22 protein-coding genes and 1 tRNA gene are annotated in these 25760 nt (G+C 53.6%); 12 read left to right on the forward strand and 11 right to left on the reverse strand.

Features of this window, described 5'->3' with window-relative positions; all coding sequences use genetic code 11:
- Nucleotides 1–197: 197 nt before the first annotated feature.
- Both hemB and V4835_RS18940 read left to right on the forward strand, forming a co-directional pair.
- Complete coding sequence (gene hemB, locus V4835_RS18935) at nucleotides 198–1172, forward strand: porphobilinogen synthase (protein WP_024906774.1); 975 nt, start codon at nucleotides 198–200, stop codon at nucleotides 1170–1172.
- A 127-nt stretch (nucleotides 1173–1299) separates the two neighbouring features.
- Nucleotides 1300–3000 (forward strand): lysophospholipid acyltransferase family protein, encoded by a 1701-nt coding sequence (locus tag V4835_RS18940; RefSeq protein WP_331413242.1) that lies wholly within the window; start codon nucleotides 1300–1302, stop codon nucleotides 2998–3000.
- 79 nt (nucleotides 3001–3079) lie between these two features.
- Here V4835_RS18940 and tauD read toward each other — a convergent pair whose 3' ends face one another.
- The 6 genes from tauD to mmuP form a co-directional block, all read right to left on the reverse strand.
- Entirely contained in the window at nucleotides 3080–3931 is an 852-nt protein-coding gene (tauD, locus tag V4835_RS18945) for a taurine dioxygenase (RefSeq protein WP_331413244.1), read from the reverse strand.
- Nucleotides 3928–4755, reverse strand: coding sequence for a taurine ABC transporter permease TauC (gene tauC, locus V4835_RS18950; protein WP_032661617.1), 828 nt, complete (start codon nucleotides 4753–4755; stop codon nucleotides 3928–3930). Before tauC ends, tauD begins: the two co-directional genes overlap by 4 nt.
- Nucleotides 4752–5519: a taurine ABC transporter ATP-binding subunit gene (gene tauB, locus V4835_RS18955; protein ID WP_029739736.1), complete on the reverse strand. Its 768-nt coding sequence runs from the start codon at nucleotides 5517–5519 to the stop codon at nucleotides 4752–4754. Before tauB ends, tauC begins: the two co-directional genes overlap by 4 nt.
- Before the next feature lie 10 nt (nucleotides 5520–5529).
- Entirely contained in the window at nucleotides 5530–6492 is a 963-nt protein-coding gene (gene tauA, locus V4835_RS18960; protein WP_023293188.1) for a taurine ABC transporter substrate-binding protein, read from the reverse strand.
- Nucleotides 6493–6704: 212 nt separating this feature from the next.
- A complete protein-coding gene (gene mmuM, locus V4835_RS18965; RefSeq protein WP_331413246.1) occupies nucleotides 6705–7637 on the reverse strand; it encodes a homocysteine S-methyltransferase in 933 nt (310 codons plus the stop codon).
- Nucleotides 7624–9024 carry an S-methylmethionine permease gene (gene mmuP, locus V4835_RS18970; protein WP_032661626.1) on the reverse strand — a complete coding sequence of 467 codons (1401 nt, stop codon included), beginning with the start codon at nucleotides 9022–9024 and terminating at the stop codon, nucleotides 7624–7626. The genes mmuM and mmuP overlap by 14 nt, the downstream gene beginning before the upstream one ends.
- 364 nt (nucleotides 9025–9388) lie before the next feature.
- On the opposite strand from mmuP, the gene V4835_RS18975 reads away from it, so the two are divergent.
- On the forward strand, nucleotides 9389–10498 hold the full coding sequence (locus V4835_RS18975) for an AI-2E family transporter (protein ID WP_029739734.1): 1110 nt from the start codon (nucleotides 9389–9391) through the stop codon (nucleotides 10496–10498).
- A gap of 119 nt (nucleotides 10499–10617) precedes the next feature.
- Nucleotides 10618–12402: a diguanylate cyclase gene (locus V4835_RS18980; protein ID WP_331413249.1), complete on the forward strand. Its 1785-nt coding sequence runs from the start codon at nucleotides 10618–10620 to the stop codon at nucleotides 12400–12402.
- Nucleotides 12403–12414: 12 nt separating this feature from the next.
- On the opposite strand, the gene V4835_RS18985 is transcribed toward V4835_RS18980, so the two are convergent.
- Nucleotides 12415–12819: a helix-turn-helix domain-containing protein gene (locus tag V4835_RS18985; protein WP_331413251.1), complete on the reverse strand. Its 405-nt coding sequence runs from the start codon at nucleotides 12817–12819 to the stop codon at nucleotides 12415–12417.
- Between the two features lie 123 nt (nucleotides 12820–12942).
- Nucleotides 12943–13587, reverse strand: a complete 645-nt coding sequence (locus V4835_RS18990; protein WP_148245052.1) for a TetR/AcrR family transcriptional regulator — start codon at nucleotides 13585–13587, stop codon at nucleotides 12943–12945.
- Nucleotides 13588–13766: 179 nt separating this feature from the next.
- Between V4835_RS18990 and V4835_RS18995 the strand changes: the two genes are divergently transcribed.
- The 8 genes from V4835_RS18995 to catA all read left to right on the forward strand — a co-directional run bounded on the left by V4835_RS18995 (nucleotide 13767) and on the right by catA (nucleotide 23025).
- Nucleotides 13767–15263 (forward strand): efflux transporter outer membrane subunit, encoded by a 1497-nt coding sequence (locus tag V4835_RS18995; protein WP_331413252.1) that lies wholly within the window; start codon nucleotides 13767–13769, stop codon nucleotides 15261–15263.
- A 49-nt stretch (nucleotides 15264–15312) separates the two neighbouring features.
- Entirely contained in the window at nucleotides 15313–16455 is a 1143-nt protein-coding gene (locus tag V4835_RS19000) for an HlyD family secretion protein (protein ID WP_063145266.1), read from the forward strand.
- Nucleotides 16456–16468: 13 nt separating this feature from the next.
- Nucleotides 16469–18013, forward strand: a complete 1545-nt coding sequence (locus tag V4835_RS19005) for a DHA2 family efflux MFS transporter permease subunit (protein ID WP_063145267.1) — start codon at nucleotides 16469–16471, stop codon at nucleotides 18011–18013.
- A 49-nt stretch (nucleotides 18014–18062) separates the two neighbouring features.
- Nucleotides 18063–18359: a hypothetical protein gene (locus V4835_RS19010; RefSeq protein ID WP_331413253.1), complete on the forward strand. Its 297-nt coding sequence runs from the start codon at nucleotides 18063–18065 to the stop codon at nucleotides 18357–18359.
- 99 nt (nucleotides 18360–18458) lie between these two features.
- Entirely contained in the window at nucleotides 18459–19154 is a 696-nt protein-coding gene (locus tag V4835_RS19015; RefSeq protein ID WP_331413255.1) for a potassium channel family protein, read from the forward strand.
- Nucleotides 19155–19840: 686 nt separating this feature from the next.
- A complete protein-coding gene (locus V4835_RS19020; RefSeq protein WP_063145269.1) occupies nucleotides 19841–20335 on the forward strand; it encodes a molybdopterin-dependent oxidoreductase in 495 nt (164 codons plus the stop codon).
- A gap of 17 nt (nucleotides 20336–20352) precedes the next feature.
- Nucleotides 20353–22284 carry a putative bifunctional diguanylate cyclase/phosphodiesterase gene (locus tag V4835_RS19025; protein ID WP_331413256.1) on the forward strand — a complete coding sequence of 644 codons (1932 nt, stop codon included), beginning with the start codon at nucleotides 20353–20355 and terminating at the stop codon, nucleotides 22282–22284.
- A 63-nt stretch (nucleotides 22285–22347) separates the two neighbouring features.
- Nucleotides 22348–23025 (forward strand): type A chloramphenicol O-acetyltransferase, encoded by a 678-nt coding sequence (gene catA / locus V4835_RS19030; RefSeq protein WP_331413257.1) that lies wholly within the window; start codon nucleotides 22348–22350, stop codon nucleotides 23023–23025.
- A gap of 69 nt (nucleotides 23026–23094) precedes the next feature.
- On the opposite strand, the gene V4835_RS19035 is transcribed toward catA, so the two are convergent.
- The 3 genes from V4835_RS19035 to proB form a co-directional block, all read right to left on the reverse strand.
- A tRNA-Thr gene (locus V4835_RS19035) sits at nucleotides 23095–23170 on the reverse strand.
- Between the two features lie 111 nt (nucleotides 23171–23281).
- Nucleotides 23282–24535 carry a glutamate-5-semialdehyde dehydrogenase gene (gene proA, locus V4835_RS19040; protein WP_331413259.1) on the reverse strand — a complete coding sequence of 418 codons (1254 nt, stop codon included), beginning with the start codon at nucleotides 24533–24535 and terminating at the stop codon, nucleotides 23282–23284.
- A gap of 11 nt (nucleotides 24536–24546) precedes the next feature.
- Nucleotides 24547–25650, reverse strand: coding sequence for a glutamate 5-kinase (gene proB, locus V4835_RS19045; RefSeq protein WP_008501877.1), 1104 nt, complete (start codon nucleotides 25648–25650; stop codon nucleotides 24547–24549).
- Between the last annotated feature and the right edge of the window lie 110 nt (nucleotides 25651–25760).

Here is a 25760-nt window from a genome sequence, read left to right on the forward strand (position 1 = left end):
TGATAGATTCCATTCAATTCAAAACCGCCGCCAATATTTCACGCCATCTAAAAAGCCACCATTAATTCTATAATATAGACATTTTATGCGGCTTGTTTTGGCGTAATTCGCAAAATCAAAATGCCCAATTTCGTAAAACACCCCTCTTCACTTTCATGTACACTAGTCCTCTTTGTTCCACAAACATCAGGCATACCATGACCGATTTAATTGCACGTCCCCGCCGCCTGCGCAAGTCACCTGCACTGCGCGCTATGTTTGAAGAGACAACCCTGACCTTAAACGATCTGGTGTTGCCGATTTTTGTCGAAGAAGAGATCGATGACTACAAAGCCATCGAAGCCATGCCGGGCGTCATGCGCATTCCGGAGAAGTATCTGGCGCGTGAAATTGAACGCATCGCCAACGCGGGCATCCGCTCGGTGATGACCTTCGGCATCTCTCACCATACCGACGCCACCGGCAGCGACGCGTGGAAAGAAGATGGCCTCGTCGCACGCATGTCCCGCATCTGCAAAGAAACCGTGCCGGAAATGATCGTCATGTCCGATACCTGCTTCTGCGAATACACCTCACACGGTCACTGCGGCGTGCTGTGCGATCACGGCGTGGATAACGATGCCACCCTGCTGAACCTTGGCAAGCAGGCTGTGGTCGCTGCCGCTGCGGGTGCGGACTTCATCGCGCCTTCTGCCGCGATGGACGGACAGGTTCAGGCGATTCGTCAGGCGCTGGACGCGGCGGGCTTTACCGACACCGCCATCATGTCTTACTCCACCAAATTCGCCTCCTCCTTCTACGGCCCGTTCCGTGAAGCGGCGGGCACGGCGCTGAAAGGCGATCGTAAAACCTATCAGATGAACCCGCTTAACCGTCGGGAAGCGATTCGTGAATCACTGCTTGATGAAGCCCAGGGCGCAGACTGCCTGATGGTAAAACCAGCGGGCGCGTATCTTGATATCCTGCGCGACATCCGCGAGCGCACCGAGCTGCCGCTGGGCGCTTACCAGGTCAGCGGCGAGTACGCGATGATCAAATTTGCCGCGCTGGCCGGTGCTATTGACGAAGAGAAAGTGGTCCTCGAAAGCCTTGGCGCCATCAAACGCGCAGGCGCGGATCTGATCTTCAGCTACTTCGCGCTGGATCTGGCCGAGAAGAAAATTCTGCGTTAATCCGCTTTTGCGCCGGGTGGCGGCTTCGCCTTACCCGGCCTGCTCTCTGCGCTAATCTTCACCAAACTGCAATACAACCGACATCTGCTCCTTCTACTGTCTTCGCAAGACGGCAGGAGGAGTAACCATGTTTAGCCTCGATAGCGTTCTCGACGATCTTTGGCCTCAGGCGAGGCCTGCACCCTGGCAAAAAAGTCTGTTAAAAAGACTGTTTTACGAAGACGAATTTCAGCAATTTGCCGCAGCACACCGCCACCTGAAAGGACTGGATATGGTGGAGCAAGTTCTGGAACACCTTGATATTCTCTGCACCGTTTCCGCCCGCGATCTCGAACAAATCCCCGAACATGGCCCGCTGGTCATTATTGCTAACCACCCGACGGGTACGCTGGACGGGCTGGCGCTGATGTACGCCGTCTCCCGCGTGCGGCGCGACGTTAAAGTCGTCACCAACCGGATGCTGACCCACCTTGAGCCCCTCAGCTCGCTGTTTATTCCGGTGGACAATATGGGCGGCAGGACGGCGAAATCGTCGCTGGTGCAGATGGAACAGCATCTGCAAAACTCGGGCGTGCTGATCTTCTTCCCGGCTGGAGAAGTTTCCCGCCCCACGCGCAAGGGCATTCGCGACAAAAAGTGGCACTCTGGCTTTATCAAACTCGCCAGCAAGCTGCGCGCCCCGCTGCTGCCGGTACATATTCAGGCGCATAACAGCCTGCTCTTCTATGCCAGCACGCTGGTCTCCCCGACGCTGTCGATGCTGTTGCTCATGCAGCAGATGTTCCGCCGCCGCCATAGCCAGCTGCCGATTAAAATCGGCCAGCAGATTGCGTGGCATCACTGGCATAGCGCCACCCTTTCGTCGCGTGAGATGGCCGAGCAGTGTCGTCAGCACGTGATGCGTCTTGGCAAGGGTGTGCCTGGCGTCTTTAAAACCCAGTGCGCCATTGCCCGTCCGGAAGACCGGGCCACCCTGAAACGCGCGCTGGCGCAGGCCGAATGTCTGGGCAATACCAGCGACGGTAAATCCATCTATCTTTGGCAGCGCAACGGTCAGGAAGACGCTCCGCTGCTGCGCGAGCTGGGCCGCCTGCGCGAGATTGCCTTTCGTGCGGTGGAGGAAGGGAGCGGCAAGCGCCGGGACACCGACTGCTACGATGATGATTATCTGCACCTGATCCTGTGGGATGATGAGGATCTGGAGATCGTCGGTGCGTATCGCTTTATGCCGACAGCAAAACAGATTGAACGTCGCGGTCTGGAAGGGCTGTACAGCTATAGCCTGTTCCACTACGACGACAAAATGCAGGACGTGCTGGAACACGGTATTGAACTGGGGCGCAGCTTTATTCAGCCGCGCTACTGGGGACGTCGCGGCCTGGATTATTTATGGTCTGGGATTGGTGCGTATCTCGCCCGCTATCCGCACTACCGCTACCTGTTTGGCCCGGTCTCGATTTCCGGCGGCTTACCGCCTGCCGCGCGGGATCTGCTGGTGGCCTTTTACCGCCTGTGGTTCCCGGCGACGCATCCGCTGGCCGCGTCACGTCAGCCGTATCCCGCATCGCTGCCGGACGTGCTCGCGCAGTTTGGCGGCGTGGATTACGTGGACGATCTGACAAAGCTGAAATCCCTGCTCGGCAATCTGGGCTGCGGCATTCCGCCGCTCTACAAGCAGTATTCCGAGCTTTGCGAGCCCGGCGGCGTACAGTTTATTGATTTTGGCAGCGACCCGGCGTTTAACGACTGCGTCGACGGGCTGGTGCTGGTGGATTTGTGTTACCTGAAGACGAACCGCTATCAGCGGTATATTGAGGCGCACCTTTAACCCCGTTGCCCGGTGGCGCTACGCTTACCGGGCCTACAATGGAACGTAGGCCGGGTAAGGCAACGCCGCCACCCGGCAATCAAGGCGCACGGTAAAACGGTTTATCCCCCAAAATCGTCGCCCGCTGCATAATCCGGCGCTGCGGCAGATAGTCCGCATTGGCATAGTGCTGCGTTACGCGGTTATCCCAAATCGCCAGGTCATTCTCCTGCCAGCACCAGCGCACCTGAAACTCTGGCTTAGTGATATGCGCGAACAGGAATCCCAGCAGCGCCTCACTCTCTTTCTCGGACACGTCCACAATGCGCGTCGTGAACCCTTCGTTTACGAACAGCGCCTGCTTGCCCGTGACCGGATGGGTGCGCACCACCGGGTGCAGCAGCGGAGGATGCTTCGCAACCGCCTCCTGCCAGCGCTGATGCTCCTCTTCACTCTTGCGGTACTTGTACTCCTGGAACGATTTTTTGAAGTCGTGCTCCGCCCGCAGCCCGCTCAGCAGCGTCCGGAACGGCGCGGAGAGCGCTTCATACGCCGCAATCCCGCTGGTCCACAGCGTATCGCCTCCGGTTTCCGGCAGCAGCTTCGCCGCCAGAATCGCCCCGGCGGGCGGCGTCTCGATAAAGGTCACGTCGGTGTGCCAGTTGTCGTTATCCGGCGGGTTATCGTTGTGGGTGTCCAGAACGATGATCTCCTCCACCCCTTCCGCATGCGGATAGACGGGGTGGATATGCAGATCGCCAAAGCGCAGGGCCAGCGCGCGCTGCTGCTGCGGGGTGATCGCCTGTTCGCGCAGGAATACGACCTGATGGCGCAGCACCGCGTGGTACAGCTGCTCGAACTGGTTATCGCTCAGCGGACGGGTCACATCCAGGCCCGACACCTGCGCGCCAATGTACGGCCCCAGCGGGGTAATGGTCAGACGTTCACTCATTGTATTTCTCCATGCCAGGGCGTCAGGCGGCGCTGTAACGCGCGCAGCCCCAGTTCTAATCCAAAGGCGATCGCGGCGATCACCGCGATCCCTGCCAGCACCACGTCAGTCGCCAGGAACTCTCCCGCCGACTGCACCATAAATCCAAGGCCGCGCGTGGCTGCAATCAGCTCTGCCGCCACCAGCGTGGACCAGCCCACGCCGAGGCCGATGCGCAGGCCGGTTAAAATCTCCGGCAGTGCGCCCGGTAAAATCACGAACAGCAGCACCTGCGTGCGGCTGGCTCCCAGCGACTGCGCCGCGCGGATCCGCACCTGCTGGGCGCTCTTCACGCCCGCCAGCGCCGACATGGCAACCGGGGCGAAAATCGCCAGATAAATCAGCAGGATTTTTGACGTTTCGCCGATGCCGAACCAGATCACCATCAGCGGCAGATAGGCCAGCGGCGGCACCGGACGGTAAAGCTCAATCAGCGGGTCGAGGATGCCGCGCACCGTCGGGCTCAGCCCCATCGCAATGCCCACGGGAATGCCGATGATGACGGCAGCCAGAAGCGCCACCAGAATACGCGCCAGACTTGCACCTAAGTGCTGCCAGAGCGTGGCATCCATAAAGCCCTGCGGCCCGGCGATGGTAATGAGTTTGGCCAGCACCTGTCCCGGCGGCGGCAGAAACAGCGGGCTGACCCACTGCTGGGCGGCAACCGCCCACCACACCGCCAGCAGCACCAGCAGCGTGCCGACGCTCAAGGTGATTTGGCGCGAGAAAGGCCAGCGCAGCGCCAGACGCGCGCGGCGCGTTTTTTCACTGAAGACGATGCTCATGAGAAAGCCTCCCGTTGTTCAAACACGCGGCTTAAGACGTATTCACGCTGTTCGATAAACAGCGGATCGGATTTAATGCTGCGCACGGGTTCTCCCGCGACGTAGCGGCGGGCGAAATCCAGCGGCAAACGCTCCAGCACGCGGCCCGGCCCCGGCGAGAGCAGTACCAGCTCCGTCGCCATAAACACCGCCTCTTCGATATCGTGGGTAATCAACAGCACCTGCTTGCCCGTCTCATGCCACAGGCGCAGCAGCAGGGTTTGCATCTGCTCGCGGGTGAAGGCATCCAGCGCCCCGAACGGCTCGTCCAGCAGCAACAGCTGCGGATTCGCTGCCAGCGCGCGGGCAATACCTACGCGCTGCCGCTGGCCGCCGGAGAGCTGCCAGATAAAGCGTTTTTCCGCCCCTTCCAGCCCCACTTTTTTCAGCATCGTTCGCGCCGTTTCCAGCCGCTGTTCGCGATTGATGCCCGCAAGCTGCAGTCCAAACGCCACGTTTTCCTGCACGTTGCGCCAGGGGAGCAATCCTTCGTTCTGGAAGACCACGCCGCGCTCGGCGCCCGGGCCTTCCACCTTTTTGCCTTCCAGTTGAATGGTGCCATGCTGATAAGGGACAAACCCGGCGATCAGATTCAGCAGCGTGGTTTTTCCGCACCCGGACGGGCCCAGCACCACCAGCAGTTCACCGCTGTCCAGCGTCAGGTTGATGTCCTCCAGCGCGGGCTTACCACCGTAATCGGCGTACAGGTTCGTAATATTCAGCATGGCGGACTCCTTATTTCACAAAACGATCGGTCACGTACTGGCTGTAATCCGCTGCCACCGCAGGCACTTTGCCCTGCTCTTTCAGGAAGGTGGCGGTATCCACAATCGCTTTGTTCACCGGGCCGGTCAGCTGCTGCACCTGCTGCGCGGGCGTCAGATAGGTATTGCCTTTCACCAGCCCCGGCACGTCCGCTTCCGGCACGCCGCTCAGGCGGGAGAGTTTTTCCAGGTTGGCGGGCTGCTTCAGCCATTCATCCGGGTTAGAGATGTACGGCTGCTGGGCGTCAATCGCGCTTTTCGCGAAGGCTTTCACCACCTCAGGATGTTTCTCGGCAAAGTCTTTGCGCACGACCCACACGTCGAGGGTTGGCGCGCCCCACTGGCCCACTTTTTCAGAGTCGGTCAGCACGGTGCCGTCTTTTTCCAGCTCGTTCACTGCCGGTGCCCACACATAGGCCCCGTCAATATCCCCGCGCTGCCAGGCGGCGATAATCGCCGGCGGCTGCAGGTTGATAATTTGTACCTGACCCGGCTTGATGCCCCAGTGCTTCAGCGCCGCCAGCAGGCTGTAGTGGGTGGTGGAGATAAACGGTACGGCGATACGTTTGCCGATCAGGTCTTCCGGTTTGGTGATGTTCTTCTTCACCACCAGCGCTTCTGAGTTACCGAGCTGCGAGGCGAGCAGGAAAACCTCGATCGGCACCTGCTGGCTGGCCGCAACCGCCAGCGGGCTGGATCCGATATTGCCGATCTGCACGTCGCCGGAGGCTAACGCCCGCACGACGGACGCCCCGCTGTCGAACTTGCGCCAGTCGACTTTCGCGCCGCTCTCTTTGGCAAAGGTGTTGTCCGCCTGCGCGACTTTCGCCGGTTCCGCAGAGGTTTGATACGCGACGGTGACGTCCACCGCCTGCGCCTGAAATGCCCACAGCGCCAGTGCGCCGAGTAGTGTGATTCGCGATGAAATTGCCATAGTGCCTGCTCCCCTTGTTGTTATGAGGGCAGTATTTCCGGCGCGGGAATTTTGATAAAGGAATAAAAATGAATCGCTCATAACGATTCGTTTTTAGATAAAAAGCGGGAAAGGATAGTTGATTTTGTGCGGTTCATTTTTTCCCTCTCCCCGTGGGAGAGGGTCAGCGATCCGTAGGCCGGGTAAGGCGTAGCCGCCACCCGGCAAAGCACTCAGCGCCGCGCGTTAAGCTCAGCAATGTCTTTCGGCGTGGTCCGACAGCATCCGCCAATCAGCTTAGCCCCGGCAGCCAGCCACTGCGGCAGATACCCTGCCAGCGTCTCGCACGCTTCACCGTGGTGGTGCCAGGTTTTGGTTACCGCGTCATAATGCTCGCCCGAGTTCGGGTAAACCACCAGCGGCAGCGACGTCAGGCTTTGCAGATGCTTCAGCGCCGCCGTGGTGTTTTCCAGAGCGATGCAGTTAACGCCCAGCGCGACAACGTGCGGAGAGTTTGCCAGCTCGCTGACCACGTCACGCAGCGGCGTACCGTCGCTCAGGTGCTCGCTGTCGCGTAGGGTAAACGAGAACCACGCCCGGGCGCGGGGATATTCAGACAGCAGCGCCGCCAGCGCCTTAATCTCGGCAAACGAAGGCAGCGTTTCGCAGGCCAGCAGGTCAGCGCCCGCATCCAGCAGCGCTTCCACGCGCGGGCGGTGGAAGGTAGTGAATTCTTCCGCACCGCGCACGTAGTCGCCGCGATACTCTGAGCCATCCGCCAGATACGCGCCGTACGGCCCAACGGATCCCGCCACCAGCAGCGTGCCCGCATGCGGGTTTTCAGCCAGATATGCTTCGCGCGCCTTACGCGCCAGCTCCACGCTTTTACCGATCAGCGCGCGGGACTGGGCTTCGTCCAGTCCGCGCGCCGCAAACCCCGCAGGCGTGGCCTGATAGCTGGCGGTGATCGCCACCTGCGCGCCCGCGCGATAGTAATCGAGATGCACTTCGCGAATAAGTTCCGGGTTTTCCATCAGTACTTTGGCAGACCAGAGGCTGTCTGCCAGGTTACAGCCGCGCGCTTCCAGCTCCGTCGCCATCGCGCCATCCAGCACCACAAACGGCTGCTTTTCAAGGAGGGCGGTAAGCGGATTATTCTGCGACATGTTCGGGCTCCTGCGATGTCATATTTCGGGTCAGGTAGTACGCACCATAACACAGGGCGACAAACGGAAGCCCGCAATAAAGGGCAATGCGCTGGCTTGGGTCAAACCACAGGCCGACACAGGCCACCACGCAGAGGATAAAACCGAGCACCGGTACCAGCGGATACCACGGCGCACGGTACTGCAGCGCAGAGAGCGGCTGTCCGGACTGCAGATGGCGACGACGGAAAACGAAGTGCGACGCGCAGATGCTGATCCAGACCGCCACCACCGCAAACCCGGAAATCGCCGAGAGCGCGACAAACACCGTGTCCGGCGCCACGACGCTTGAGAACAGCGCCAGCACGCCGCCGAGCATAGAAACCGAAAGCGCCGTCAGCGGCACGCCGTTTTTGTTCACGCGGGCAAAGCAGCGCGGCAGCGTTTTCTCATTCGAAAGCGACCACAGCATGCGCCCGGAGGCATACAGACCCGAATTCGCCGCCGAGAGGATCGCCGTCAGGATCACGAAGTTAACGATATCTGCCGCGTAAGGAATACCGACCTTTTCAAACACCAGCACGAACGGGCTCTTTTCCACGCCCGCCTGCTGCATCGGGATAAGCGCCGCCAGCACAAATACGGTACCAATAAAGAAGATAATGAGGCGCGCAATGGTGGTGCGGATCGCAACCGGAATCACCTTGTGCGGATTTTCGGTTTCCCCCGCCGCGATGCCGATAAGCTCGGTGCCGGAGAAGGCAAAGTTCACCGCCACCATGGTCATCAGGATCGGCAGGCCGCCGTGCGGGAACCAGCCTTCGGCGGTGATATTGCTTAAGCCCGGCGCGGGTGAACCGTCCTGCATCGGGATAAAGCCAAAGACCGCCGCGCCGCCAAGGATAATAAAGGCAATAATGGTGATGACTTTCACCAGGGAGAACCAGAACTCGCCTTCAGCAAAAAAGCGCGTCGAGATGACGTTCAGGCCAAAAATCACCGCGCAGAAGACCACGCACCAGGCCCAGACGGGCACCTGCGGGAACCAGTACTGCATACAAAAGCCCGCGGCGGTGAAGCTCGAGCCGAGCGCCACCGTCCAGGTGAGCCAGTAGAGCCACGCCACGGTGTAGCCCGTCGCCGGGCCAAGATAGCGGGCGGCATAGACGTGGAACGCGCCAGTTTCCGGCATCGCCACGGAAAGCTCGCCCAGACACTGCATCACCAGCCAGACCACCAGCGCGCCTATCAGGTACGCCAGCAGCGTGCCCGCCGCCCCGGTCGTGGAAATGATGTAGCCGGTATTGAAGAATAACCCTGTCCCAATCACGCCACCCAGCGAGAGCATAATCAGGTGGCGCGTTTTCATGGTGCGCTTAAGCTGCCCATTTTCTTGTTGTGTTTGCATATTACCTTCTATACGTATGGACATCTAAACATCCAAAGAAGGTGTGTTATACCGCGATTGTTAATAAAAAGCTAGATGACCAGACGCAGACGGGCGCGCCGCGCGCTGAGTCTGGGGTGGGTTGTGAGGATCACATAGAGAATTGGACGCCAGGCCATAAGCACCTCCGCAAGCAGATACTTACAGCATGGTGCGGGAAGAGGCGATCTTCGGTCAGTCGAAAGTGGTATCCGTGAAGAGCGGATTCATACCGCAACACCGTCCACAGGACGGTTAAGGCGCAGCCGCCACCCGGCGCAAGGGCTGGTAATTCTCACAATCGGTTCTATAGTCGACACAGTTTCTTAGTAACCAGGACTGACTGATGCGCTTTAACGGACTGACCAAAGGTTTCTTTATCTTTATTCTTGCCCTCGTGACCTGGGCCTTCTTCGACGTGCTGTCGCCCTACTTCTCCGCGATACTGTGGGCCGCTATTCTGACCGTCATCTTCAACCCGGTAAAAAACAGGCTGCGCGCCGCGCTGGGGGATCGCAACGGGCTTGCCTCGCTGTTGACCATTGGCATTATCTGCCTGATCGTCTTTATCCCGTTGATGGTGATCCTCTCCTCGCTCGCCATTGAGCTGAACATGGTGTACACGAAGCTCCAGGAGAACAACACCCAGTTTCCGGAAGTGGTGGCGAGCATCTTCAACCATCTGCCTGACTGGGCCAGCGGCTTCCTGGCGGATCACAACCTGACCAACGCGGCGCAGATCCAGAAAAAACTCTCTGATGTCGCGCTGCAGGGCGGACAGTATCTCGCCGGCAGCGCGTTTCTGATTGGCAAAGGAACGTTTGGCTTTGCGATTAGCTTCGGCATCATGCTTTATCTGCTGTTCTTCCTGCTGAAAGACGGCCCGTATCTGGTACGCCAAATCCTCGACTCCCTGCCATTGTCTGATTTCGCCAAGCAGCACCTGTTCGCCAAATTCGTCGGCGTGTCGCGCGCCACGGTAAAAGGTACGGCGGCGGTGGCAGTGGTTCAGGGCATACTCGGCGGGATTGCGTTTGCGATTGCGGGTATTGACGGCAGCGTGCTCTGGGGCGCGCTGATGGCCTTCCTCTCGCTGGTGCCCGCCATCGGCTCGGCGATTGTCTGGGTGCCCGCCGCCATCTTCCTGTTCGCCACCCACCAGCTGTGGCAAGGGCTGTTTATTGTCGGCTTCTTCGTGATTATCGTCGGGCTGGTGGACAATATTCTGCGCCCGCTGCTGGTGGGGAAAGACACCAAAATGCCGGACTACCTGATCCTGATCTCCACCCTCGGCGGCATGGAGCTGTACGGCATTAACGGCTTTGTGATTGGGCCGCTCATTGCCGCGCTGTTTATCGCCTGCTGGAACCTCTTCTCAGGGCGCGATCACGAAGGTAACGCCGAAGAGCTGGACCCCGACTTCATCGAAGAAGGAAAAAATCCTCCAGAATTGTGAGGATGTGACGATATAGACCACACCAGGCGGCGCTGTGCCGCCTTTTTTTTCGCCTTAAATCAAACGTTTTCTATAATTTGAAGAACGCTGTCCTCTTCATGTCGTAAAAGGATCATCAGGTGCGAATCGCGACGATAACAAACTGGGCCTATGGTGCCACGGTCTGCCTGACCATCGCCTCCGGCATCATCATGCTGATGGCGTCCAGTGCTGACACTGCTGAACGTCAGGCCGTTGAACAACGCCAGCGTTTTGATGCGCTTACTGAAGATATCGAAACCGATGCCTGGGCACAGTCCGATTTAGCACGCCTCTACGTCATCAAAAAAGATCCGCAAACGTTAAAGGAATACAGCCAGTCCGAGAATAACCTGAAGAGCGTTGAACTCCGGCTTGAAAAACTGCGGGACAACGGCGCGTCGGATGATGAGCTGTCCCTGCTGCGCGAGGGCATAAAAATTATCGATGAACTGCAGGACGAGCAGCAGACGGCACTAACGAGCGCGGCGCAGGGAGAAGATGCGCAGGCCGTTGCCCTGCTCTACGGTGCGCCCTATGAGCAGGAGCTGGAGCGCGCGCAGAACCAGATCGATCACTTCCGCCAGATACTCGACAAACGCGTCATCGCCTCCGTTCAGGAGGCGACAAAAAAATCGAAAGCGCTACGTACGGCCTCTGAGCTGATGGTCGGTCTGACCGCCCTGCTGTTCCTGTTTGTTCTCGGTTTTATATTAAAGCGCCGCGTGCTGCGTCCCGTGGTGCGCCTGAGCGACGTGGTACACCGCCTGGCGTCCCAGGATTACGCGGTTGAAACGCCTAATTTCAACCAGATTGATGAGATTGGCGATATGGCGCAGGCCATTCGCATCTTCCGTGAAAACGGCCTTGCGCGACAGCGTCTGGAAAGAGAGCGCGATGCCGACTGGGCCATCCGCGAGCTGCTGGCGCGCATGACCCAGCGCCTGCAGGGATGTGAGAACTTTAACGACGTGATTAACGTGGCGGAGCTGTTTGCCCCCAATATCGCGCCGGGGATCGCGGGCCGGCTCTACATTCTTGACCGCGATCCGTGGCAGATGCGCAGCGTCGCGCAATGGCTTTCACCCATCGGTGAAGAGACGACGTTCCATCCGGACGAGTGCTGGGCCGTGCGCCGCGGGCAGAGCCACCCGCCGGTAAACGGTGAGCCGGATATCGCCTGCTACCATCTTCCGGCCTCCCAGGCGGAAAGTTCCCTGTGCGTGCCGCTTATCGCCCAGGGCGAGGCCATTGGCCTGCTCTCTTTCCAGAACATCACGGCGGACAACGCCCCTTCCCGCGCGTATCTGGAACTGATGGCCGAAGCGCTCGGGCTGGCGCTGGCTAACCAACGCCTGCGCGACGCGCTGCTGGAAAAAGCCTTGTTCGACCCGCTCACCGGCCTGCGTAATCGTCATCATCTGGAAGATACCCTGCAAACCCAAACGGCACAGGCGATGCGCACCGGCGTGCCGTTAAGCTGCATGATGATCGATATTGACCACTTCAAGAGCATTAACGACCGGTTTGGTCATGAAGCGGGCGATCTGGTGATCAAAAGCGTGGCGTCGATTGTTCAGCGGGCCGCCCATGACAACGGGCTGGCATTCCGCTACGGGGGCGAGGAGTTTCTGGTGCTGCTTTCCGGTGCCGATGAAGCCGGAGCGTACGCCTGCGCGCAGAAGATTTACAACGGCGTGCATGAGCTGTCGCTTCGCTACGGGCTGACCGAGATTGGGCCGGTAGACGTGTCGATTGGCATTGCCAGCTACCCGCAACATGCCCAGACTGATAACCTGCTGCGCGCCGCGGATGTGGCCTTGTACCGGGCGAAAGAGCTGGGCCGCGCGCGGATTGTGAGTTTTGGGATGCTGGAGGCGGGTTAGCGGATTATCGCTTTACTCGCGCGTCACCTCAGTAATCAATATCGACAATCCATTCATGTAGTGACTTTTTTTAGCCTGCTCGCGGTATTTGGTTGGGGAGAGTCCATATTGATTCGAGAACGCTCTGCTGAACGTTGACGGCTCCTCGTAGCCTAACATCGTGAATATATCTGAAACAGAGAGCTGCGTATGTCTAAGCATATGCGCGGCTTTTTCAAGTTTCCGGCTTCGAATATAGAGGCCTATACTTATGCCACACTCCTGGCGAAAGTTCCGCTGAATGTAAGCCAATGAATAACCGGATTTCCGTGCCACATCTAAAACGGTAATGGGCCGATATAAATTCGAGTCAATCCAGTGAGTAAGGGACTTAATTACAGCTTCACGATCTTTTAAAAGAGTAAACTTTATACACATAAGTATCCACGAAATTTTATTTACAAGAAGGCCGCTGGCAAAGTCATCCAATGACAATTGAAATAAATATTTCCCAAAAGAAAAATCACCCTAATAATAGGGTGAAGGAACGCTTATTGTATTTTAGAAAGATGTCTTTGCAACATCCTCACTTTTTTCAGGACCATACAGTTTCATAAACGCATTAACGGAGGCCTGCGCTTTCATAACGATTTCACTTTCGTCAGGCTGATCCTTTCTTGCTTTCAAAAGCAAGGGTTCCAGTATGTCTGCCTGGAGAAGAGATCGAAAATACTCGGCCGCCAGCACAGGATCATCTTTTCTTAAGATGTTTTGATTCATTAAATCGGTAAAAAGCGCTGAAACATTTGAACGCAGCTTTTGCATTCGCGCATAATATAATTCTCCGATACCCGACCTTCCGGCCTCGGAAATCATTAATCTTTGCAGATCCACAATATCCGGAGAGCAAATATAACGTAAAAAGGCAACGGCAAATTGCTCGATAACCAGCTGTGGTGATTTTCTGAAAAGGCGCACCTGCCCTGCAGTTTCAATAGTCATGCTTTTTATATACTGTTCAGTTTCTGAAGACATGCATTCTACAAATAGCTCTTCTTTCGAAGAAAAGTGACTGTAAATTGTCGATTTTGAGCCACCAACAATCGCGTTAATCTCCGAGATAGACGTGGCATCAAATCCCTTTTGTCGAAACAGCCCGGATGCGACCTCCAGGATCTGTTGCCGTTTAAGCGCTCTTTTATCCATATGTTTCCTCGTTAGTTTAGGTGTCTGGCCGGAGCCAACACTTTTTGTTCTCTGATTTCGGAATCACGTCTGGTAGTAGGGTTTGTAATCGTACTGACGAGTACATTTTCATTTGACGGCGCTCAGAAGTCAAGATATAAAGTGTACCGTACTGTACGGTACTGTATTTGGACTTCTCTATGAACAGCATGACGAGCGTACTGATGAAAGGTTTTCAGGAGACACTCCCGAGGTGTCGTATTTCCGGTTTAACCCGGTCCAGCATAGTAATGGGCTGTGTTGTCATTTCCGCCATCAGTATGAGCGGATGCGCCATAATCCCCGATCTTGGCACCCCACCGTCTATGAAGACGGTCTCACAACTTAAAAGCGATCAAAGTTTCCCGCATCAGAACGGCCAGTGGCCGAAAGATTACTGGTGGAAGAAATACGGTGACGAGCAGCTCAACGGGCTGATTGATGACGCGCTTAAAAATTCCCCCACGCTTAACATCGCTGAAGCTCGCGTGAGACAAGCGCAGGCGATGACGCAAAGTGCGAGCGGTTCGCTTTTCCCTGAGGTCACCGCAAACGCCAGCTTTATGCGGGACAAAATGAGTTACAACTATGTGACGCCTGAAAGCGCAACGCCTCAAAACTGGAACAGCTACGGGCGTACCACGCTTGATATGAGCTGGGAAATAGATTTTTGGGGTAAAAACCGCGCCGCGCTCGCGGCTGCAACGTCAGGCGAAATGGCGGCGGTAGCGGAAGAAGCACAGACAAGACTGGTGCTCTCTTCTTCTATTGTTACCGTTTACGCGGAGCTGGCGCATTTATACACCGTTCGCGAAACGCTTAACGATACCCTCACGATACGAACCAGTACGCTCGCGTTGTTCCAGCAACGACATGACGCGGGGCTTGAAGATTTATCCAGCCTTCAACAGGTTGAGACGCGTCAACTCAACGCAAAAGCAAATCTGGTGGCAATAGATGAAGCTATTGCGATCAAAAAACATGAGCTCGCTGCACTGGTCGGTGATGGGCCTGACAGATCGCTGGCGATAACCGCGCCTAAGGCAACGCTTTTAGCGCATGAGGAACTTCCTCCCAATATTGCGCTGGATTTGATTGGTCGACGTCCTGATATTGTCGCGGCACGTTTACGCGCAGAGGCTGCAGCAGAGCAAATCAAGCAGAAAAAAGCCGGTTTTTACCCCAGCGTTCATCTGGTTGCCTTTGCCGGATTCCAGTCACTGGGAATTAATAACCTTACCCGGAGTGGCTCAGCAATTGGCAGTTTTGGCCCGGCCATATCGCTGCCAATATTTAATACGCAAAAGCTACAGGGTGATTTGAAATACGCCAGCGGTGAATATGACATAGCGGTGCAAGTTTATAACGACACGTTAACGAATGCACTTCGGGAAGTGAGCGATGCGCTCACCAGCAGAGCCTCTCTGAAAGACGAGATGCTTTATTCTCAGGGTGCAGTCACGTCGGCAGAAAAAGCATATTCGCTCACCAAACAAAGATATGAAGGAAAGGTTGCTGACTATCTCGACGTCTTGTCCTCGGAAGATGAGCTGGTCGCGGCCCGCAGAAAATTAGCCGATGTAAATTCCCGTGCCTTTACGATTGACGTCGCATTAGCGCGTGCATTGGGCGGTGGATATACCTCGAGCAAACAGTGATTTTTTAACACCAGGTTAATAACTAAATAGTGGAAAGAAAGGAAATAAAATGAGTCATTCTGCAGCTATTGAAAATCAAAATATTGAATCATCCGATATCAAAAAGAAAAAAAGAAAACGTTTATTCTCTTATCTTGCATTAAGCATCGCGCTGGCTGGCGCAGGCTCGTTCGTCTATTGGGAATTAGTGGGTTCCCGATATGTTGAAACCGATAACGCCTATACCGATGTTGAGTCTGCTCAGCTCTCTTCCGCAATCACCGGTACGGTAAGTGCCATCCTGGTCACGGATTCTCAGGTGGTAAAAAAAGGCGATGTTCTGATCCAGCTGGATCCTACTGACGCAGAGTTAGCCCTTAATCAGGCGGAAGCAAACCTGAACCTGTCCATTCGGCGGGTAAATGGATATAAGGCCACCGACACAAAACTCGGCGCTGAAGTTGTGGCGAATGAAAAAGAACAAAAACGCCTGCTGGCCCAGGTGGATGCCGCAAACGCTGACTTCCAGCGCGCGACGGTTGACCTCAAGCGACGCGAAGCGTTAATGCAGACGGGCGCGATTTCAGGCGACGAACTGACGCGTATTCAAAACGTTTATGCTTCCGCACTGGCAAACCTGAATGCCGCTAAAGCCGCCGTGGCGCAAGCGGATGCAGCGAGACAGGCGGCGGTGGGTGCAAGACAGGCGAATGCCGTGATGATTGAGGATGCAAATACCGAGACCAACCCTGAAGTTGCTCTCGCCAGAGCGAAGCGCGATCAGGCCAGACTGGATCTGGAAAGAACCGTGATCCGTTCGCCAGTTGATGGCGTGGTTGCTCGTCGCCAGGTCGAGCTTGGACAGCGTGTCCAGCCTTCCACGCCGTTATTGTCCGTGGTGCCGGTACAGCAAATTCACGTCAATGCCAACTTCAAGGAAGTTCAGCTCCAGCATGTGAAAGTGGGACAGAAGGTGGAACTGGTGAGCGATCTGTATGGCGACAACGTTCCTTTCCATGGAACGGTAGAAGGCTTTGATGGCGGCACCGGCGCAGCGTTTTCAATTATTCCTGCGCAGAACGCAACGGGTAACTGGATTAAGGTTGTTCAGCGTTTGCCCGTACGCATCAAACTCAATGCTGATGAGCTTGCAGCACATCCGTTGCGGGTTGGTCTGTCCATGAAAGCGACAGTTAACTTAAAAAGTGAATAACGGAAACCAGGCCATGTCTACATTAGTTATCGATAATGAGCCGCCTTCGCTGAAAGGCGGTATGTTATGGATTGGTGCCCTGGTACTTGCAATGGCTAACTTTTTAGCTGTGCTCAACATGACCATTGCAAACGTCACTCAACCCAACATGGCTGGCGCCCTGGGCGCAGGAACCAGCCAGGGAACGTGGATCATCACGGCCTATGCCGTGGCTGAAGCCATTACGGTACCGCTATCAGGATGGTTAACCACACGTTTCGGCGGCGTGCGCGTTTTCTGCGTTTCCGTGTTCATGTTTGGCATTTTTTCTTTGCTTTGCGGCCTTTCCACCTCGCTGGGAATGCTGCTGCTGATGAGGGTGTTTCAGGGCATGGCGGGAGGCCCCCTGATGGCCTTATCACAAACGTTACTGCTGCGTATTTTCCCGAAAGAAAAATCCATGCAGGCGACGGGATTATGGGCGATGACAACATTGCTCGCGCCCGTAATAGGCCCGGTACTGGGCGGATGGATTTGCGATCATTACAGCTGGTCGTGGGTGTTTATCATCAACGTTCCGATGGCCATCGCTTTCGCATTGGTCGCGTGGTCAGTACTGAAAATCTTCGAAGATACGCTGGTTAATAACTCTATTGATATCGTTGGGTTTATTTTATTGGTTATCTGGGTGGGTGCACTGCAGATCATGCTGGATGAAGGGAAAGACCTTGACTGGTTTGCCTCAGAAGAAATTTGGGTTCTGGCGATTGTGGCCTGTATCGGCTTTTTAAGTTTCTGCATCTGGGAGCTGACCGCCGATCATCCGATTGTCGATATCAGAGTTTTTCGCCATCGCGGTTTTTCGGCCAGCATGTTTGTTCTCGCACTCGCGTTTGGATGTTTTTTTGGTCTGAATGTCCTCACGCCGTTGTGGCTACAATATAACTTAGGGTATACAACAACATGGGCAGGGATTGTGGTTGCCTGGGGCGGACTGCTGCAGGTGGTATTTTCTCCGGTTGCCGCTAACCTCTCCAACAAAATCGATCCGCGCATTCTTATTTTCTTTGGCTGCGCCTGGCTGGGTCTCGACACCTTCTGGCGATCCTATGCGACGACCGATATGGACTACTGGTCCATCTGTGTCCCTTTGTTATTCATGGGCGTTGGCATGCCGTTGTACTACGTCCCGATTACGGGGCTTGCAATGGGCTCTGTAGATGAAACGGAAATGGCTTCAGCAGCGGGCTTAATGAACTTTGTTCGAACGTTATCGGGTGCGTTTGCTACATCGCTCGTGACGACATCATGGCAGGACCAGCGCTATATAGCACATGACAAACTGGCGTCCGTCGTCGACCCAACTGGCGATCTTTCGCATTACATCAGTTCAGCACCTCAGCAAGGTGGGCAATTTGTGCGCGAGCTTTTTGACAAGATGGTTAACAGCCAGAGCATGATGCTTTCGACCAATAATCTGATGATGTCGATCGGCGTGATATTTTTTATCGCTGCATTTGCGATTGCATTAGCACCGAAACCTTCGCGCGTGGTCGATGCCGCTTCAGTAGGACACTAATATTTATTCAGCACAAGGACGTGAGTATCATAAAAACAGAGAAAATCTGATGGACAGTAAATCATACACGCCGGGCAGCCGGGATATTCTGTATAAGAAAATATTCCTTTCAATTTCCGAAATGAAATACCTGGAAAGGGAAATTAAAAAATTCAGCTGGTTAGAACGCACGTTGTTAAGAAAAAAAGAGTTCTCTACAATGCAATATCACAAAAATAAATGTGACAGCAACTTCTTTAGATTTATCAACAGCGGACAGGACAACCAGAATACGTTAGTTCATATCCTTGAACAATTACCTGAGAATCATCCTGACCGAACATGGCTGACGGGCTTCCTGCTTTGACCCCATTAGGACAGTAACGTAATAAACTGCAAGCCGTTTCCCGGCCGATTAACATTCCGGATGTGACATATATAAAAACGCTAAATTCAGGTTAACATCATGAAAATGAGTGACTTTCAATTTCCAATTGAAAAGAATAGCGATTATAAGGATGTTTGTCTCACCATTCTTCTAATACTGCAGGTATTAACCATTTTTATCATTTCACCCGTTACGGAGAGCGAGCATAAAAACTATCACTGGCTAAACAATGCATTGTTCTCAGCGATGGCCTTAATTTCGGTATTCATTGTTTCTAAGGATATAAAAAGGTATCTGGCTATTCTCAGCTTTTCTTTTTGCCTGGTCGGGTTGGTCGTTGGGTCAACAACGACCACGCATAAAACCACAGGGGTATTGGTTCTTCTGTCAGGGATTTTTTTCTGTCTCAATGTTAGCTGGATTGTGGCAAAACAGGTTTTTGATGAGGGTGTTGTGACGCTTCATCGCATCCGCGGCGCCATGGTTATCTATCTAAACATATCCCTTTTGTTTGCGCTGCTGGACTGTTTGCTGGTGGGATTCATACCTGACGCATATACAGGAATACCGGGCGGAAATTCAGTTGAAACGATGCTTTACTTCAGCCTGACCACGTTAACAACCCTTGGCTATGGAGATATTCTGGCAATTCATCCTGTTGCACGTAATCTGGCGATGCTTGAAGCGGTGATGGGTCAATTTTATATGGGAACAATGATCGCTATTTTAGTCGGTTTACATATTGCACAGAGGACTCCTGCGTCGAAAAAGTAAATAAATGCTCTTTTTAACATGCCGGATATATATCATTTTGATGGCAGGAAAAAAGTGGACGCTTCCCAGTGGAAGAAGCGTCCAAAAATCAGGCAATTATTCAGACACAGATTGAAACCGTAAACTGACGATCTCATCGATAATATCTCACAACCCCTTCTGTTCATTATTTACATTTTCTGCCATCGCATAAGAAAAAACTCACCCCGCAGGCGGTCACCTTTTTAGCGCGTTTGATGGCCTGGGCAAAACGGCAGAATAGTATTCGTCCCGTCAGGAACAGCATACCCGATCCCTTCTCGCTCGGGATGAGCAAATTTTGTACAGACTGAGAGTGCCAGCCGCGTCACTTCAACGGGTCAAAACCCACGAAGGGCTGGTACTGAGCGTTTGCACACTCGTCGTTTTCATCATCGGTAAAATCAGTGGTATGAGATAATAACAATCAATAAAAGCGATCGTTTTTTAAACACACGAGAGCTTATGCAAGCAGCTTTAGCTTTTCTCAAAAAGTTAAGCATCCCTGAACTGCCAAACATCCTGCCATCACCACAGCTTAAGCCACTGATTTTATTGCACTTACATCAATAAAAACGCTAAAAGGCCTTGCTACTCAACAAAATATATAAACTAGTGTGATATCTAAATTATAATTCTTATACTTCTGTTAAAAAGTGGAGGCCAAAATGCGATTAACCCTACTGCTGTTATGCTGTCTGGTACAAAGTGTAACCTGGGCTGGCGATCTGCCAAAACCAGTTGGTAAACCCATTTTAACGATTTACGGTAATATAGAAAATACGAATGAAAATGGAAAAGCAGTGTTTGATCTCGCCAGCCTTGAAAAACTGGGCATGGTGAGTTTCGAGACAACATCCCCCTGGTATAATGGACGTACTAAGTTTGAGGGTGTTCCAATGAAAAAACTGATGGATTATGTGGGTGCAAAAGGTACTAACATTAATGTTATTGCGCTTAATGATTACTCTACCGTGATCCCTCTCAGTGACTTCAAAAAATACAACGCCATACTTGCCTTAAAGGTCAATGGCGAATATATGCGCATCCGCGATAAAGGTCCATCATTCATTGTATACCCCTATGACAGTCTTCCTGAGTTGAATAATCAGATTTATTACTCGCGATCAGCATGGCAGGTTAGCAAAATGAAGATTGAGTAGCAGTTCAGGAGAACATAATGAACAGGATACTGGTTGGTATCATTTTTTCTCTTTTTATCACGACAGGATATATTGCATTTCTTGTTTACGATCGTCAGCAGGAATTGCAAAAACTGACTCAATACACTGAGTCCTGGTCCGTGGCACAACTGGTATCAGAGTATTACCGTTTTGAATCATGGCTTGGTCTATACGCAACCGATACCGATGACGTTACGATAGACCAGGTCCGCATGCGCCTCGAAATTATGCTTAGTCAGGGCGATTTAATGAAGGGGGGAGATTTAGGTCGCTATATTGACAGCGATAAAGCGCACCAAGAGCTCGCTTTACGCTTAGAGCAGATACTGAACTATCTGGATAGCCATCTTGAAAATATGAGCCATCCAGAGTTACAGGCATACCTGAAAAATATGCATGTGCTCGATGCGCCGCTTAGCCAGCTCTCTGCAACGGCATTAACGAAAGATATTAACACGGTTAACGAATCCAACCATAAAATACAGATCCTTTACTATATTTATTCGGCACTTTCATTACTTCTGGTGATATTAAGCTTTATTCTTGGTTTCTTAATGATCTACCAGAATAAAAACATTCTCAAAGCGCACATGCAGGTTAAAAGCCTTGCTGACGAGCTTCAGAAATCAAAAGAAACGCTGCAAATTCAAAACTCGAAGCTGGAGTATGATGTTTATCATGACTCCCTCACCGGCATGAAAAACCGCCTTTTCTTCTGGGACGATCTCAACAAAATTAATCTTCAGGCCGATAAAAACCACATCCCCGTCACGGTGATGTTATTTGATTTAGACCGGTTCAAAGAGGTCAACGATACCTATGGCCATGATGCCGGAGATTTGCTGTTGAATCAGGTATCCAGACGACTCACCTCAATGAGCAGCGCCACGGATACATTTTACCGTTTGGGCGGAGACGAGTTTGCCCTTCTGTCCAGTGGCCTCACCGAAACAGCAGCCGTTTCGCGCGCCAAAGAAATTAGCGAACATATCAGCCAGCCCTATACGATTAATAACCAGCTGATAAAAATCGCCACCTGTGTGGGTATCGTTTTATCTGATAATGAGCGGCGCTCTGATTATCTTTATAAATTTGCCGATCTGGCGCTCTACGAAGCCAAAAAAGAGGGTTCACAGCAGATAAAAGTCTTCCGTCAGTGGATGCTGCAAAAGCTGCAGGAAAGCAGAACCCTTGAACATGATATGGCACTGGCGATCGATAACCATGAATTCGTTGTTTATTACCAGCCTATTGTCGATTCATTCAGCAATGAAATTTACGGCTATGAAGCGCTTATTCGCTGGATACACCCGGTGAAGGGGATACTTTCACCTGATTACTTTATTTCTGTCGCTGAAAAAACGGGGATGATCAATCAGATCGGTAAAAATGTGCTTGAGCTTGCCTGCAGGGAAGCAGTTTCCTGGGCCATTCCGGCAAGGATCTCTGTGAACGTCTCACCCGTTCAGCTGGGCACGAAATCATTTACGACGATGGTACAGTCCATCCTGAAGGAGACAGGACTTCCGGCCAGCCGACTTGAGTTAGAAGTTACGGAGTCTTCGCTCTTCAGTGACAGCAATACGCCCCTCACTATTCTCAAAAAGCTCAGAACGCTGGGTGTAAAAATTTCTATCGATGATTTCGGAACGGGTTATTCATCGCTCTCACGACTGAGCGAACTGAATTTTGATAAAATTAAAATCGACAAGTCCTTTGTGAACCCGATATCCACGCAGGATGATGCCCTTAATATCGTTAAATTGATAACTGGCATGGCGAAGAGCCTCAATATGAGGGTCATTGCGGAAGGTGTGGAAACCGAAGCGCAGCTTGAACGTCTTCAGGCGCTTGGCTGCGATCTCGTGCAGGGATACCTGTTCGGAAAACCACAGGCTGAGATTGACAGGAAGATTAGATACGGTTGAAATGGTTGCGCGGCTTTTGCTGGCCCAAAACCCTTTAGGCGATTGATAATCAAAGGTTATAAAATGAAAAAAACAGTCCCAGACTACACGCCTGTTGATTTATCTCGTTGGGCCAGGAAGGAGCATTTTGAGGTATTCCAGTCATTTGCTGAATGTACAATAAACCAAACGGTTCTGATCGACATTACCGCGCTGCGAAAACATATCAAAGAGGTCGGCTGGAAGTTTTATCCGACGATTATTTTCCTCCTTTCTAAAATCATGAACCGGCATTCGGAATTCCGTATGGCCATGAAGGACAATGAGCTTGTCATATGGAATGAAATCCATCCAAGCTATACCATTTTTCATCCTGAAACGGAGACGTTTTCGTCACTGTGGAGCCACTTCGACGGCAATATTCAGCACTTCCAGAATACGTATGCGGAAGATGTTGCACGCTATGGCAATAACATTTCTTACTGGCCGAAGGAAGAGTCCCGAGAAAATGTCTTTTTTGTATCGTCTATTCCCTGGGTAACGTTTACTAACTTTACGATGAACATTGCGCACATGAAGAACTTCTTTTCTCCTATGTTCACGTTTGGAAAATACTACGAGCAGGATGGAAAAGTGTTGTTGCCTATGGCGGTACAGGTACATCACTCGGTGTGCGATGGTTTCCATGTGGCAAGGATGTTTAATGAGTTGCAGGAGATGTGTGATGGTTTGTCGGAGTTGTCGTGGGAATGTAATGGCTGATGTGCAATAAATTTCGTTGACGAAGAATAAAGGTTGTTTATTTGATTGTCAGAAGACTGCGTTAAAAGATGGTGCCGATAATAGGAGTCGAACCTACGACCTTCGCATTACGAATGCGCTGCTCTACCAACTGAGCTATATCGGCCCTGAGAGGCCGGTTACGAGTGTAACCACGGGGCAAAAGGTTAGATCTATCCGGGTGATGCGTCAATGCCCTTTTGAATCAAACGGCTATTTTTGCATCACCCGTGATTATTTACGCACGAATCGTATCGTCACCGAAGCCGATCCACTTGTACGTGGTCAGCGCTTCCAGCCCCATCGGACCGCGCGCGTGCAGTTTCTGCGTGCTGACTGCCACCTCTGCGCCGAGGCCGAACTGGCCGCCGTCGGTGAAGCGCGTTGAGGCATTCACATAGACCGCAGAGGAATCCACCTCGTTCACGAAGCGATCGGCATTGCGCAGGGTGCGCGTCAGGATCGCGTCAGAATGCTGCGTGCCGTGTTCACGGATGTGCGCAATGGCGTCGTCAAGGTCGGTAACGATTTTCACGTTCAGATCCAGTGACAGGAACTCATCGTCGTACTGCTCCGCTTTGACGGGAACAACGTTAGCCGGGCCTTCCTGAAGCAGTGCGAGCGCGTTGGCGTCAGCATGCAGCGTCACGCCGCTCTCTGCCATCTGTTTGCTCAGGGCCGGCAGGAAGGTGTTCGCAATATCCTGATGCACCAGCAGCGTTTCTACGGTGTTACAGGTGCTTGGACGCTGGGTTTTCGCGTTAACGATAATCTTCAGCGCCGGTTCAACCTCAGCGCTGTCGTCGACCACGATATGGCACACGCCGATACCGCCGGTGATCACCGGAATCGTCGACTGCTCGCGGCACAGTTTGTGCAGGCCCGCGCCACCGCGTGGGATCAGCATGTCGATGTATTTGTCCATGCGCAGCATTTCGTTGACCAGCGCGCGGTCTGGGCTCTCGATCGCCTGTACGGCACCCGCCGGTAAGCCACACTCTTCCAGCGCCTGCTGAATGACTTTCACCGTCGCGGCGTTGGTGCGCCATGTCTCTTTGCCACCGCGCAGAATAGCGGCGTTACCGGTTTTCAGGCACAGAGACGCGACATCCACCGTCACGTTTGGACGGGCTTCATAAATAACGCCGATAACGCCGAGCGGCACGCGGCGGCGCTCCAGGCGTAAACCGCTGTCGAGCAGCCCGCCGTCGATCACCTGCCCTACCGGGTCGGCAAGATTGCAGACCTGACGCACATCGTCGGCGATGCCTTTCAGGCGTGCCGGCGTCAGCGCCAGACGGTCGAGCATCGCTTCGCTCAAACCGTTACGACGCGCTTCCAGTAAATCCTGCTCGTTGGCGAGCAAAATCTCCTGGGACTGTGATTCCAGATAATCAGCGATTTTTTCCAGCACGCGGTTTTTCTCGCGGCTGGAAAGGAGCGCCAGTTTGTAAGAGGCAGCCTTCGCGGCTGCGCCCATTTTTTCCAGCATGTTCTGGCTCCTTAACGAATAATCATGTCATCGCGATGTACGGCAACCGGGCCATATTCATAGCCCAGAATGGCGTCGATCTGCTGTGAGTGGTGACCCGCTATGCGGCGCAGGGCATCGCTGTTATAACGGCTTACGCCGTGGGCGATGTCGCGGCCTTCGAGGTTACGGATACGGATCACTTCACCACGGGAGAAGTTGCCTGTCACGCTTTTAATTCCTTTAGGAAGTAATGAACTTCCTCGTTCCAGAATCGCGGCGGTTGCCCCTTCATCGACGACGAGTTCGCCAGCAGGAGGCGCGCCAAATATCCAGCGCTTGCGGTTTTCCAGTGGGGATTCCTGGGCGTGGAAGCGAGTACCGACGGAGATGCCTTCCATCACGTCACCAATCACGCCAGGGCGGCTGCCCGCAGCAATGATGGTGTCGATACCGGCGCGGCACGCCACGTCAGCGGCCTGCAGCTTGGTCCCCATGCCGCCCGTTCCGAGGCCTGAAACGCTGTCACCGGCGATGGCGCGCAGCGCATCGTCGATACCGTGCACGTCGGTAATCAGCTCGGCTTCTGGGTTGGAGCGCGGATCGGCGGTGAACAGACCCTGCTGATCGGTCAGAAGCAGTAATTTATCGGCTCCGGCCAGAATCGCGGCCAGCGCTGAAAGGTTATCGTTATCACCCACTTTGATTTCAGCGGTAGCAACGGCATCGTTCTCGTTAATGACCGGAACAATATTGTTGTCCAGCAGCGCGCGCAGAGTATCGCGGGCGTTCAGGAAGCGCTCTCTGTCTTCCATATCCGCACGCGTCAGCAACATCTGCCCGACGTGGATGCCATAGATGGAGAACAACTGTTCCCAGAGTTGAATGAGTCGGCTTTGCCCCACGGCGGCCAGCAGCTGCTTGGAAGCGATCGTCGCGGGGAGTTCGGGGTAACCCAGGTGTTCACGCCCGGCGGCAATCGCCCCGGAGGTCACAATCACAATACGATGCCCTGCGGCATGTAACTGAGCGCACTGACGTACAAGCTCAACAATGTGGGCGCGATTTAGGCGGCGCGATCCGCCTGTTAAAACACTGGTACCGAGTTTTACCACCAGCGTCTGGCTGTCACTCATGATTCTCTGCCGTTCAACGATAAGGGAAAGTAATGTCGAACGAACGTTTTAACAGGAGTCAGCCCCGTTGCCAACTGCCTTAGCACATCGCGAAACACTTTGTTGCGCGG

This window comes from Enterobacter cloacae complex sp. CARB60 (genome assembly GCF_036487345.1).
GTDB classification, from domain to species: domain Bacteria; phylum Pseudomonadota; class Gammaproteobacteria; order Enterobacterales; family Enterobacteriaceae; genus Enterobacter; species Enterobacter asburiae_D.